Consider the following 13,706-nt stretch of genomic DNA (forward strand, 5'->3'; position numbering starts at 1 on the left):
TGCCTGAAGTCTGGAATGAGGGAAGTCATTTGAGTTATTCACCTTGGGTCGTCCTGACCGCGTTTGCCCTGACCTTTTCCACTCCTGCGACGCTTTGGGCACAGTCCGCGCCACCTGCCGGTATGGCCAACCAGAAGGTGAGCGTCGGAACCGTTACGCTGTCGCCCGAGGCAGTCCCGCTGACGCTCGATCTTTCGGGAACGGCGGTTGCGGCGGAAAGCGCCCAGATAAGGCCCTTGGTTCAGGGCGTTGTGCAGGAAATCCTGTATCGCCCAGACGAAAGGCTGAGCGTCGGCAGCCCGATGTTCCAGATTGACCCGACCAGTTATGACGCGGCCCTGGCTGTCGCCAAGGCCAGCCTATCCAGCGCCGAGGCCGCGCGCGACGAGGCACAGGCAAATGCTGATCGTTATGACGCGCTTGCGGGGCGGGGCGTCACGCAAGCGGATGCGGACAGCGCCAGAAGCACGCTGTTGCAGGCGCAGGCCGCTGTCGAGCAGGCCGAGGCAGAGGTGAAAGCCGCGCAATTCGACCTCGACAATACAACGATCAAAAGCCCGCTGGAGGGTGAGGCTTCGGTCGCAGAAATCTCGGTCGGCGATCTGGTTACCAGCGGGCAATCTGACATTCTTGCCACGGTGACAAAGCTTGACCCCATCTATGCCGATCTCGCGGATACCAGCGCCCGGATGCTGCGCTTGCGCGCCATGTTCGCGCAGGGCGTCCTGAAACCGGGCGCGTCGCTTGAGGTCCGGCTGATCCTTGAAAACGGCGAGGAACTGAGCGGAGACGGCAAGGTCGTCTCGGTCGGCGATCAGGTTTCGACCAGCACGGGGACGTTCAATGTTCGCGTGGAAATCGCGAACCCTGACCGCGCGGTGCTGCCGGGAATGTTTGTCACTGCCCGACTGACTTTCGGAACGATGCAGGCGGTGCTGGTCCCGCAGGTCGCGGCGTCCGCGCAGGCGGATGGGACGATCGAGATCTTCACGGTCGAGGATGGAAAGGCAAAAGCAGTCTATGTGCAGCCCACCGGAAGCACGGATTCGGCATGGATCGTGCCGGAAGGGATTGCGCAGGGAACGATCCTGATCGTGGACAACAAGGATAACCTGCGCGACGGCGCGGACGTGCAGCCCGTCGCCGTCACCCTCGGCACCGGCGGCGTCGTCAGCGAGGCAGATGCAACAGCGCAGGCTCAGGCGGGCGGCGCAGAAACGTCTGGCACGGCCGGGACCGACGCAGCCGCCGAAACCGAGAGCCCGGCACCGGCGGAGCCTGCCGTCGCGAATGACGCGACATCAGGGGGCGCCGATGCCTCGGCCAGTGATGCGCAGGCGGGGCAGTAACCATGTCGCGCTTCTTCATTCACCGCCCGGTCTTCGCCTGGGTCATCGCCATTGTCACGATGCTTCTTGGCATGCTGGGGATGACCCAGCTTCCCGTGTCTCAATACCCCGAGGTCGCGCCGCCAACAGTCCGGATCAGCGCGACCTATACGGGCGCATCCGCCGAAGCGGTGCAGAACAGCGTAACCTCGGTCATCGAGGATGCGCTGACCGGCCTTGACGGTATGGTCTACATGACGTCGTCGTCATCGCGCGGCAGCGCCTCGGTTTCCGTGGTATTCGAGCAGGATGAGGACGGCGAGGATGCGCAGGTCCGGGTGCAGAACAAGGTATCGGGCGTCACCAGCCAGCTTCCGACAAGCGTTCAGCAGCGCGGGGTCACTGTCTCGCGCTCGACCTCGTCGATCCTGATGATCGGGGCGCTCGTCAGCGATGACGGTGCGCGCGAAACCATCGAGCTGGCCGATCTGATGGAAAACTCGATCCAGGACAGCATCGAGCGGACCGAGGGTGTGGGCAGCGTCAATACGTTTGGTTCAGGCTATGCGATGCGCATCTGGCTTGACCCGGTGAAGCTCAAGCAATTCTCGCTGACACCATCCGACATTACCAGTGCCGTCGAGGCGCAGAACACCAATGTTTCCGTCGGTTCTATCGGCGATCAGCCGGTAGTGGAGGCGCAGCAATTCACGGCGGATGTGACCGCGCAAAGCCAGCTGACCACCGTGGACGAGTTCCGCGAGATCCTGCTGAAGACCACCGCAGAAGGGGCAATGGTCCGGCTTGGCGATGTCGCCCGGATCGAGATAGGGCAGGAAAGCTACGGCGGCGATTCGAGCTTCAACGGCAAGCCGGCCGCGGGCTTCGGCGTGAACCTTGCGACCGGGGCGAATGCCGTCGATACCGCCGCAGCGGTCCGCGAAACACTGGACAGGCTTTCAGGTTCGCTGCCCGAGGGCGTGTCGATCCAGATTCCCTATGACACATCACCTTTCGTCGAACTGTCGATCGAGAAAGTCTATCACACGCTGGCCGAAGCTATCGTCCTCGTTTTCCTCGTCATGCTGGTCTTTCTTCAAAGCTGGCGCGCGACGCTGATTCCGACGCTTGCAGTTCCTGTTGTCCTGCTGGGCACTTTCGGTGTTCTGGCCATCGCAGGGTATTCGATCAACACGATGACCATGTTCGCGATGGTTCTGGCGATCGGTCTGCTTGTCGATGACGCCATCATCGTGGTCGAGAATGTCGAGCGCGTCATGGAGGAAGAAGGCCTTCCCCCGATGGAGGCGACCGAGCAGAGTATGGGCCAGATCACCGGCGCGCTGATCGGCACGACCGCCGTGCTGTGTGCGGTATTCCTGCCCATGGCCTTTTTCGGCGGGGCCACGGGTGTGATCTATCGCCAGTTCTCGGTCACGATCATCTCGGCCATGGTGCTGTCGACGGTCTTCGCGCTGACCCTGACGCCGGCGCTGTGCGCGTCTTTGCTGCGACCGAAGAAGGGGCGTGAAATCGCACCTGCGCGCTGGTTCAACAACGGCTTTCAACGCACGCAGGACGGTTATATCCGCGTTCTCGGCAGACTGCTTCGTATTCCGCTTGCGGCGATTGCCGGGTTGGCGGTCGTCGTTGCGCTGGCGGTTCTGTTCTATCAGCGCTTGCCCGCGTCGTTCCTGCCGGAAGAAGACCAGGGCGTGCTGATGACGATGATAAACCTGCCATCGGGATCGACCACCGCGCAGACCGCGGCAGCCATGACCGATGTCGAGGACTATTTGCTGAATGAAGAATCCGAAGGGGTAGAGGCTGTCTTCGGCTCGCTCGGATTCGGGTTCAGCGGCAGTTCGCAGAACTCTGCGATGCTGTTTGTGAAGCTTCGCGATTATGACGAGCGCTTAGCGATGGATGGCCAGAGCGCGGCGGAAATTGCCGGGCGGGCGACAATGGCATTCGCGGGCGATCGGCGCGGGCGGATATTCTTCATGCAGCCGCCGGCGATCATGGGCATGGGCAATACCGACGGGTTCAGTGCCTATCTGGTCGATCAGGGAAGCAACGGGCATGACGCACTTGTGCGCGCTGCGGAAGACCTGGTGGCCACCGGGGAGGCGAGCGGCGAGCTGACAAACTTGCGCGGCGCGGAAGATCAGCAGAAAACGGCGCTTCGGATCAATATTGACCGGGAACGTGCGGAACGTCTCGGGCTGACGCTCTCCTCGGTCAATGAGATGCTTTCGACCATTTATTCCGGCACCGAGGTCAATGACTTTCAGCTTGGGGCGGAATTGAAACCTGTCATCGTGCAGGGCGATGCCCCCTATCGGATGCAGCCCGATGACATCGAGGACTGGAACGCGCGCAATTCCGATGATGAAATGGTGCCCTTCGGCGCATTTTCGACCGTGAGTTGGGAGGACGTGCCGGTTTCGCTGGACCGTTATGGTGGGACCGCGGCACTGTCGCTGTCAGGGTCGCCTGCAGACGGCATAAGCTCTGGCGATGCCATGGACAGGATGGAGGCGCTGGCAGCCGATCTGGACGGTGGCTATGGGATCGCCTGGACGGGGATTTCCTATCAGGAGCGGCTTTCGGGATCGCAAGAGGGTTTCCTTTACGCGATCTCTGCGCTGGTTGTGTTCCTGTCGCTTGCAGCGTTGTACGAAAGCTGGACGATCCCCCTGGCTGTCATGCTGGCGGTGCCGGTCGGCCTCATGGGGGCGCTTGTCGGTGCCGATCTGCTGGGTCAGTCGAACGATGTTTACTTCAAGGTCGGACTGCTGGCGACGATTGGGCTGGCGGCAAAGAATGCCATTCTGATCGTTGAATTCGCCGTTGAGCTGCAAAATCAGGGAAAATCGCTGCTCGACGCGACGCTGACGGCTGCACGTCAGCGGCTTAGGCCGATTGTGATGACCTCGCTTGCCTTCATTCTGGGCGTGCTGCCACTGGCGCGCGCGACAGGTGCCGGTGCAGGCGCGCAGAACGCCATCGGCTCGGGCGTGATGGGCGGTATGATCGCGGCGACGCTGTTTGGTGTTTTCCTGATCCCATCGCTTTTCATGGTCGTGCGACGGGTCTTCGGCGGCTGGCACAAGCAGAAAACGGATGCAGTATCCCCGGCAGAGTGACGCGCGCAGGTCGATGCCTGCGGCGCCTCTCAGCCGCCCTGGGTGGATGCATCGCGCAAGACGCGCGTAATCAGGCGGTCGGCAAGGTCGATCGCCGGAACCGGGGTCAGCAACTCCAGTCGGCCCGACGCCCTGAGGGATGCGATGCCCTGCACCGCCGCGAACATGGCCGCCGCCTCGCTTTTCGCGGCTTCGCGCGTCAGCTTCGGTGCCAATGCACGAAGTTCGATCGCAGCACCGTCGAGCAGGGTCGAGATCGCATCCATATACCAGTCGGGGAATTTCTCGGACTTCCGGGGGCCGTCGAACAGGGCGCGAAACAGCATCGGCTCTGCCTCGACCAGGTCCAGATAGCGCACGGTCAGCGCGCGCAGGCGCTCGGCAGGGTCGTCGCCGGGCAAATCCTTGAACAGCGTGGCGATCCTGGAAAAGTTTTCGCGGTTCACCTGCCACAGAACGTCGGGCAGGCTGTCGAACAAGTTATAGATGGTGCCTGCGGTGTAACCCACTGCCTGCGCGAGACGCCGTGCCGTCAGTGCCTCGGGCCCGTCCTGCAAGATGATCTCGCGCGCGGCTGCGAGCGTCTCTGCGCGCAATTCCTCTCGGGTCCGGCGGGTCTGCGTGGCGCGCGGACCCGCTTTCCGGGGCTTGCCGGATCTGGTCGGCTTCGGTGATTGGGACATCAGGATGGCAACCTGTATATTTACAGGTCGAGTGTTACGTTCCTGAAGCGACACGTCAATGAAAACGGTATCAAACAGGAATTTATGTTGAGATAACGCGCTTTTGGGGACAGAAATTGCGGCTGGCCTCAACTGAGCCGTGTATCGTCCGGGGCGTGGTCAGGGCCAGTTGTTGCTTATGTGATCGCTGGCCGCCCGGCTTGTCCTTTTTTATCCGGTGCGGCTGCTGTAGGCTTTCGCGCAAGAGCGACGGGGCGCATGTCTGACGGGACCGCCCGCAACATGATGTCCCGCGCAATGAGGAGCTTTTCACGTCGTCCTGAACTGGTGCGTCGTGCGCTAAGGGATGAGCATGGTGTTTTGTCGGGTCGTTTTTTGTGCCTTTCTAAGCGCGCTTGCTGTCCTTGCACCCGTTGGCCCACTTGCCGCGCAAGAGGCCGGCGATCCGCCTGCAGACGCGACGACAGGGGGCGGCGCCTTGCCGGTGACGGTGGTGCCGGCGACCGTTATGCCGATTGAAATCCGGGTTCCGGCCTCGGGCTCGTTGGTCGCGCGCGAGCTGGCGCTCGTCTATCCGCAACTGGCCGGGGACGAGATAACCGAATTGCTGGTTGAGGAAGGCGACCGCGTTACGAAGGGTCAGGTTTTGGCGCGGCTGTCCGATCTGACGGTGAAAGCGCAGCTTGCACAGGCAGACGCAGAGGCGCAGCGCGCGGATGCAGCCGTCGGTCAGGCACGCAGCCAGATCGACAGCACGGAGGCGACGCTCGCGCAGGCTGCGGCTGCGTTGGAACGCACCCGTCAGCTTCAGCGCGGCGGCTCTGCGACACGCGCGGCGCTGGATGAGGTCGTGGCGAACGAAGCGGCGGCGCGCGCAGCGGCGGCCTCGGCGCGCGACGGACTTGCCGTGGCAGAGGCTGCGCGCGCGCAGGCAAATGCAGCGCTCGATCTGGCCAAGCTGAATCGTGATCGCACCAGCGTCACGTCCCCCGTTGACGGGATTGTCAGCGAACGCAGCGCCCGGCTCGGCGCGCTCGGCAGTGCGGCGGGCGATCCGATGTTCACCATCATTGCCGACGGGACCATCGAATGGCAGGCGGATGTGGTCGAAACCGCACTGAACAGGCTGAAGGTCGGCGATCCGGTGCTGGCCTCGGTCGCCGGGATGGGCGAGGTGCCGGGCGTGGTCAGGCTTTTGCCTGCTGCCGTTGATCCGGTGACGCGGCTTGGCGAAATGCGCATTTCGCTGGATCAGGTGGTGGGGCTGCGATCCGGCCTGTTCGCCTCTGGCTGGGTGATCGTGGATCGCCATGACGGGGTTGCGGTGCCGCTGACGGCAGTGCTGGAAGGCGACGGCGCGCAGATCGTGCAGGTCGTGCGCGACGGCATTGTCGAGACGCGCGAGATCAAAGCAGGCGCGATCTGGAAAGGCAATCGAGAGATACTGACCGGACTTGCGTCGGGCGAACAGGTCATCGAACGCGCAGGCGCATTCTTCCGCGACGGCGACAAGGTGTCCCCGGTCACGGCGGAGGAGCCGCCCGCAGAAAGCACGGTATCCGCGAAACAGGGCGAGAGTGCCGCGACACCGCGCGCGGCAATGTCAGGGGCCGGGCAATGAACCTTTCAACCTGGTCCATCCGCCACCCGGTCCCGCCGATTGCGCTGTTTCTGGTCCTCATGCTGGCCGGGTTCTACAGCTTCCGTTCGCTGGCGGTCACGCAGTTCCCGAATATCGACCTGCCGCTTGTGACGGTGTCGGTTGGCCAACCAGGTGCTGCGCCATCGGAACTGGTCACACAGGTCGTCCAGCCCATCGAGGATGCGATTGCCGCGGTTGTCGGTGTGCGGCACACGACCGTGACGGCACAGGACAGTGCGGTTTCCTTCGTGGTGGAGTTCGAGCTGGAGACCGACAGCGACCGCGCCGTCAACGACATCAAGGACGCAGTGGCCGAGATCAGGGGTGAACTCCCCGACAGCGTGACCGAGCCAATCATCCGCAGGCTGGACGTCACCGGCGTCCCCATTCTGACCTATGCGGTGCGTGACGATACACGCTCGATCGAGGAACTTTCGAAATTCGTCGATGATGTTGTCGCGCGTGACCTCGCCACGGTCGATGCGGTCGGAAAGGTCAGCCGGCTGGGCGGGGCGGATCGCGAAATCAAGGTCGAACTCGATCCCGACCGGTTGCTCGCACATGGGCTGACTGCGGCTGGGGTTTCAGAGCAGTTGCGCATGCGCAATATCGACCTTGGCGGCGGGCGCGGCGACCTTGCGGGAACCGAATTTTCGATCCGCGCGCTTGGTGCGGCCGAAACGCTTGACCAGCTTGCCGCAACGCCGATCAGCATTTCCGATGCGGCGACGGTGCGGCTCGATCAGCTTGGCAGGATCATCGACGGCGCATCCGAGGAGCGCGGCTTCGCGCTGTATGACGGCACCCCGGTCGTTGCCTTCGGCATCTTCCGCGCAAGCGGAGAATCCGACCTTCTGGCGGCCGAGGGAAGCAAGGAAAAGCTGGCCGAGTTGCAGGAGCGTTATCCCTCGACCGAGATTTACCTGATCGACGACACGACCGTCTATACCGAGGCCAATTTCCACCGCGCGATGGAAACCCTTTACGAAGGCGCGGCCCTGTCGATCGTGGTGGTCTTTCTGTTCCTGCGAAACTGGCGCGCCACACTCATTGCCGCGCTTGCGCTCCCGTTATCCATCATTCCCACATTCTTCATCATGGATATGCTGGGCTTCACGCTGAACACGATCAGCCTGCTCGGGATCACGCTGGTGACGGGGATTCTCGTCGATGATGCTATCGTCGAGATCGAGAACATTGTGCGGCATATCAATATGGGTGTGCCCGCCTATCAGGCGTCCGAGGAAGCCGCGACAGAGATCGGCACCACGGTTATCGCAATCAGCTTCTCGATTGTGGCGGTTTTCGCCCCGGTAAGTTTCATGTCCGGGATCGCGGGGCAGTATTTCAAACAGTTCGGCCTGACTGTCGCGGTTTCGGTCCTGCTGTCATTGTTGGTGGCAAGGATCGTCACACCGATGCTTGCCGCCTATTTCCTTAAAGATGCGCACCATGTCGACGCAAAGGACGGGATGGTGATGCGCAATCTGATGAAAGTTTCGGCGTGGACGCTGAAGCACCGCGCGCTGACACTGCTGGCGGGGTTTGCCATTTTCGCAGGCTCGATCTACTCGGCCACGCTTCTGCCGGGGGAGTTCATGCCGCCGACCGATATCGGTCGCTCGACCGTCACGCTCGAACTGCCGCCCGGTGCCACCATATCTGAAACCGATGATGCGGCGCGCCTTGTCACCCGGCGGCTCGACAAGTTCCCGGATGTGAAGTCCGTCTTTGTCGAAGGCGGCGGCAGCGACGTGACCGAAGCGAAGCTGTTCGTGAATTACGGCCCGAAAGAGGAACGCGAGCGCAGCCAGTTCGAGATCGAGGAAGACATCAAGCAGGCCCTGTCCGACATTCCCGATATGCGGCTGAGCTTTCAGAACGAGAATGGCGAGAACGATCTTTCGATCAGCGTTCTTGGCAATACCGAGGAAAGCGCCGCCCTTGCCGCGCAGCGCCTTGCCGAAGCGATGGCAGGCATGCCGGAACTGGAAGGTGTGCTGAGCAATGCGAACCTGCTGCGCCCTGAGATCACGATCACGCCGAAGCCTGATCTCGCGGCGCGTTTCGGGGTCAGCGCGGTCGATCTTGCTGCGACCCTGCGGATTGCGACGATCGGCGATGTCGAGGAAAACCTCGCCAAATTCAACTCGGGCGACAGTCAGGTCCCGATTATGGTGCGGCTCAACCGGAATGCGCGCGAAGACATGGAAATTCTGCGCAGTCTGCGGGTTCCCAGCTCGCAAGGGCTCATCCCTCTCGAAACTGTCGCCGACATAGGCTATAGCGCCGGCGCTGCCGAAATCGGGCGCTATGATCGCCGTTATCGGGTTTCAGTGACAGCCAATCTTGTTGATGGCGCACGGCTCGGCCCTGTGAATGCTCAGGTGGCTGCGTTGCAGCAGACGCTGGAACTTCCCCCCGGAACCGAGATACAGGCATCGGGCGACGCCGAAATCATGGCCGACATCTTTGAGGCGTTCGGCACTGCCATGGCCGCCGGCGTGATGCTGGTGTTCGTCGTGCTGGTGCTGCTGTTCCACAGTTTCATCACGCCTGTCTCGATCCTTCTTTCGCTGCCATTGGCCATTGGCGGCGCGATCTTCGCGCTGTTCTTCTTCAACTACGCCATGAGCCTGCCAGTGCTGATCGGCTTCCTCATGCTGATGGGGATCGTTACCAAGAATGCGATCATGCTGGTCGAGTTCGCCTTGACGTCAATGAGCGACGGCGCGCCCAAGCGGGTCGCGCTTCTGGATGCGGTTCATAAGCGCGCGCGTCCGATCATCATGACCACCATTGCGATGACCGCAGGGATGGTGCCGTCTGCGATCGGCACCGGCGCTGGTGGTGAGTTCCGCGCGCCTATGGCGACGGCGGTGATCGGCGGGCTGCTTTTGTCAACGCTTCTGTCTCTGCTGTTCGTTCCCGCACTCTTTTCCGTGATCCACGGCGCGCAGACGCGGCTTGGCCAATGGCTGCGTCGCCGGATCGGGATCAACAGCGCATCCGGCGCGCGGGGGCATTCGTGACCCCGGCTGCGCGCGTCGCCGCGGCCATCGAAATTCTGGATCGGGTGCTGGGCGGTACCGCTGCCGAGGCAGCGCTGATCGGGTGGGCGCGCGCCAGCCGCTTCGCAGGGTCGGGCGATCGCGCTGCGGTCAGGGATCTTGTATTCGAGGCGTTGCGGCGTCGCGACAGCCTCGCGCTGCTTGGTGGCGGTCGGGACGGTCGTGCGCTGATGCTGGGTCTGCTGCGCACCGATGAGGCCAATCCGGACGAGTTCTTTACCGGGACGGGCCACGCCCCGGCTGCCCTTACCGAGAAAGAGCGCGCAAGTGGCGGCAGCGCGCAGGCCGCCGATCTTCTTCCCGATCTGCCGAACTGGCTCTGGCCGGATTGGCAGGCATCGATCGGACAGCGTGCGCTGCCTCTGGCCCATGCGATGCGCGCAAGGGCGCCTGTCTGGCTGCGCGTGAACCCGCGACGCGCTTCCGTCAGCGCAGCACGCAAGGCGTTGGCGCAAGCCGGGATCGAAACGGTCGAAGCCGACGCATTGCCAACCGCCCTTCGCGTGACGGCGGGCGAAAGGAAGATCGCGAATTCCGAACCCTATCGGGAAGGATGGGTAGAGTTGCAGGACCTGTCGCCGCAACTCGCCTGCGCGTCCCTGCCTCTCGCACAGGGCGCGCGTGTTCTGGATTACTGTGCAGGGGGCGGGGGCAAAGCGCTGGCATTGCTGTCTCGCGAAGATATCGAGGTTACCGCCCATGATGCGGCACCGAAGCGCATGGCAGATCTGCCCGAACGCGCGCGGCGTGCTGGCGTCGAGGTCACGCTTTCGCCGCCTGCTAAGTTGGGGGGCGACTATGATCTGGTGGTCGCGGATGTTCCCTGTTCGGGTTCGGGAACCTGGCGTCGGACGCCGGACGCCAAATGGCGATTGACCCGCGCCGGGCTGGATCAATTGCTGGCGGTCCAGAGCCAGATCCTTGACGATGCGTCCGGACTTGTTCGCGACGGGGGGCTGCTGGCCTATATGACCTGTTCGCTGCTCGATGCAGAAAATGGCGAACAGATCTCGGCTTTCACTGGCAGGCAGCCGCAATTCGTTGAAATAGAGCGCCAATCCTGGTCGCCTGAAGACGGCTCTGACGGGTTTTTCCTGGCGCTGCTTCGACGCGGGGCAGGCGGGCGTTAATACTTCCTTAAACTCTCGATGTTAGCTCGGGCAGACTGACATCGGGGGAAAGGTCCATGCTGAGGCTTTTGCATCGGATACCGCGTCATGCCGTGCTCTGGGTTCCCTTGCTGGCCCTGCCACTGGTGATCGGTGAAATATGGCTGCATCTGCAGGGCGCGCGGCGAAATCCGGGGCTTGAAGTCTCGCTCTTGGCAATGACGGCGATACTCAGCTGGTATCTGCTTTCGGGCGGTATTGCGCTGTCCCGCGCCCGCGACGGAATACTGCAACGACGCCAGTTATCGAAATTGCGACCCATGCTGGAGGTTGCGGGCCAGCCGGGGTGGGCGGTCGCTGGCGGCGGCATGGTTCTTGCCCAATCGCCCGAGGCGCTTGATCGCTGGGGTGACTGGAAGGGGCGTCCGCTGTCGCAGCTTCTTGCAGGGCAGTTCGCCGATGCGGAGCGCGAAACTACTCGCCTGATCGCACGCGCATTGCGGCATGGTCGCGCCGAACGCGATCTTCCGGACGGCGTCAAGCTGCTGTTCGAACGCTCCGGCACCGATCTTCTTCGGATTTCAATGTCATCTCTGGTTGAAAGCGCCAGCCCTTCGACCGCCGATCCGATGGATTACGAGCGTCTGCCGATCGCGATCCTGCGCCTAGCGCCTGACGGGACGATACTGAACGTGAACAGCGCCGCCACGCCCTTCTGTGGCCATGATGCGGTCGGAGCGCATGTGTCACGGGTTCTGGACGGGCTAGGGCGGCCCTTTGACGCATGGCTGCACGAAACGCTCGCGTCGCCCGGCACCTCGATCCCCGAGGTGCTGCGCGCGCCACATGCTGGGCAGGACCGCTTTATTCAGGTCTCCATGCATGCTGAGGATCACGGGTCGGCCCTTATTGCCGTGCTGTCCGACGCGCGCGCCCTCAAGACGCTTGAAGCGCAGTTCGTCCAAAGCCAGAAGATGCAGGCGATCGGGCAGCTTGCCGGCGGGATTGCGCATGATTTCAACAACCTGCTGACAGCCATCAGTGGTCATTGCGATCTGCTGATGCTGCGCCATGACAAGGGCGATCCAGACTTCTCCGATCTTGACCAGATCAGCCAGAACGCCAACCGCGCAGCCAATCTCGTCAGCCACTTGCTCGCCTTCTCGCGCAAGCAGACGCTGAAGCCGCAGCGCGTCGATCTGCGAAACACCATCGCCGATCTTTCGCATCTGCTGAACCGGCTAGTGGGCGAGAAGATCACGCTGGAACAACGGCACGATCCACGGCTTTATCCTGTTCGCGTCGACCGTGGCAAGTTCGAGCAGGTTGTGATGAACCTCGTCGTGAATGCGCGGGATGCAATGCCTCAGGGCGGCCGGATCGACATTGCCACGCAGAATATCGACCTGTCGCAGCCTCAGCTGCATGGTCGGTTTGCGGTCCCGCCCGGTCGGTATGTGCGCATAGACGTAACCGATCAGGGCTGCGGCATGACCGCGGATGTTCTTGGCAAGATATTCGAGCCTTTCTTTACCACGAAGCGCGTCGGTGAGGGCACGGGTCTTGGCCTCTCGACCGCTTACGGGATTGTGAAGCAGACCGGCGGCTATATCATGTGCGAGAGCGCGCCGGGGCAAGGAACGACTTTCACGATCTATCTGCCCGCATATTTCGGTGCCGACGATACCCCGCCCGAGGAGATCGCCGATCCGGTGCGCAGCGTCAGCATGACAGCGCCGCCTGACCGTCGCGTGCTGCTGGTCGAGGATGAGGCGCCCGTGCGCGCCTTTGCCAGCCGCGCGTTGAAGCTGCGCGGTTATCAGGTGATAGAGGCGGAATCAGGCGAGGAAGCACTGGAATTGCTGACCGACGACAAGCTGACCGTCGATCTGTTCGTCTCTGACGTTGTCATGCCGGGGATGGACGGGCTGAGCTGGGTTAGGCGCGCGCTGCGCGACCGTCCCGGAACGCGTGTCATCTTCATGTCGGGCTATACCGAAGATGTGTTCGAGGACGGGCGCAGCTCGATCGAAGGGGCGTCGTTTCTGCAGAAGCCTTTCTCGCTCAGCGATCTCGTCGCTGCGGTCGGCGAGAAGTTCGATCACGCCGCCGAACTGCCCGCCCTTCAGACGAGCGAGGCGTAAAGCGCGAAATCCGCGGCAAGCGCCTGACGCAACGACGCCTCGGTTCCGGGTGAGAGTGACACATCTGCGGCGGGCGGCACGTTGATGCGCGGCAGGCTGATTTCACAGTCCAGCCATTCGTCGAGAAAGTTTGTGAAGGCCGGCATATCCTCGTACCGGAATATCCGGTCGACCGGGATGTCACCCCCTGTCAGAAAGGCGGCCTGCGTCCCGATACCCTGCGTAAGCGTCTTGCTATCGCCGAGATACGCCTGCACGAAATCCTCGAAACGCTCGGCGTCCGCATCCTGATCCTGCGCATCGCGCAAATGGAAGCGATACCAGCTTCTGACCCAGTCGAGCGGCTCTCTCATCAGCGCGACGGTCGTGAAATGATCGGACGTCATCTCGGTCAGCCAGGGGTGAATATGGCGGTGAAAACCGGCCGCATCCGCATGCTTCATCTCCGGCGGGCGCTGAACGGCCAAGCTTGCAAGCGGTTCAAGCGCAACTTCAACCGCGGTCGATCCGGCCTTCGGCGTTGCCAGGAAGACCAGCCTCTGGTCCCAGAAAATCAGCATGATCTTTCCTCGTGTTTTGT

Annotated in this window: 8 protein-coding genes; 6 read left to right on the forward strand and 2 right to left on the reverse strand. The window is 62.5% G+C overall.

The genetic code is table 11. The features are described 5' to 3' along the window. Window positions 1-29: 29 nt before the first annotated feature. Window positions 30-1,349 (forward strand): efflux RND transporter periplasmic adaptor subunit, encoded by a 1,320-nt coding sequence (locus tag FQV27_RS11460; protein WP_147098549.1) that lies wholly within the window; start codon window positions 30-32, stop codon window positions 1,347-1,349. Window positions 1,350-1,351: 2 nt separating this feature from the next. Further along, window positions 1,352-4,477 (forward strand): efflux RND transporter permease subunit, encoded by a 3,126-nt coding sequence (locus tag FQV27_RS11465; RefSeq protein WP_147098551.1) that lies wholly within the window; start codon window positions 1,352-1,354, stop codon window positions 4,475-4,477. Between the two features lie 29 nt (window positions 4,478-4,506). Here the strand turns inward: FQV27_RS11465 and FQV27_RS11470 are convergent, their stop codons facing one another. Beyond that, complete coding sequence (locus FQV27_RS11470) at window positions 4,507-5,160, reverse strand: TetR/AcrR family transcriptional regulator (protein ID WP_147098553.1); 654 nt, start codon at window positions 5,158-5,160, stop codon at window positions 4,507-4,509. Window positions 5,161-5,512: 352 nt separating this feature from the next. Here FQV27_RS11470 and FQV27_RS11475 point away from each other — a divergent pair, with 352 nt between their 5' ends. From FQV27_RS11475 to FQV27_RS11490, 4 genes are read left to right on the forward strand one after another with little or no spacing between them, the layout of a single operon-like run. Further along, window positions 5,513-6,781, forward strand: a complete 1,269-nt coding sequence (locus FQV27_RS11475; protein WP_281290023.1) for an efflux RND transporter periplasmic adaptor subunit — start codon at window positions 5,513-5,515, stop codon at window positions 6,779-6,781. Then, the gene (locus FQV27_RS11480) at window positions 6,778-9,834 is read left to right on the forward strand and encodes an efflux RND transporter permease subunit (RefSeq protein WP_147098557.1); all 3,057 of its coding nucleotides are present in this window, start codon (window positions 6,778-6,780) and stop codon (window positions 9,832-9,834) included. The genes FQV27_RS11475 and FQV27_RS11480 overlap by 4 nt, the downstream gene beginning before the upstream one ends. Beyond that, a complete protein-coding gene (locus tag FQV27_RS11485; protein ID WP_147098559.1) occupies window positions 9,831-11,003 on the forward strand; it encodes an RsmB/NOP family class I SAM-dependent RNA methyltransferase in 1,173 nt (390 codons plus the stop codon). Before FQV27_RS11480 ends, FQV27_RS11485 begins: the two co-directional genes overlap by 4 nt. Before the next feature lie 56 nt (window positions 11,004-11,059). Then, window positions 11,060-13,126 (forward strand): hybrid sensor histidine kinase/response regulator, encoded by a 2,067-nt coding sequence (locus FQV27_RS11490; RefSeq protein ID WP_147098562.1) that lies wholly within the window; start codon window positions 11,060-11,062, stop codon window positions 13,124-13,126. On the opposite strand, the gene FQV27_RS11495 is transcribed toward FQV27_RS11490, so the two are convergent. Continuing rightward, entirely contained in the window at window positions 13,108-13,686 is a 579-nt protein-coding gene (locus tag FQV27_RS11495; protein WP_147098564.1) for a sulfotransferase family protein, read from the reverse strand. The two genes, FQV27_RS11490 and FQV27_RS11495, sit on opposite strands and share 19 nt — an antisense overlap. Window positions 13,687-13,706: the final 20 nt, after the last annotated feature.

The organism is Paracoccus aurantiacus (assembly GCF_007993065.1).
GTDB classification, from domain to species: domain Bacteria; phylum Pseudomonadota; class Alphaproteobacteria; order Rhodobacterales; family Rhodobacteraceae; genus Paracoccus; species Paracoccus aurantiacus.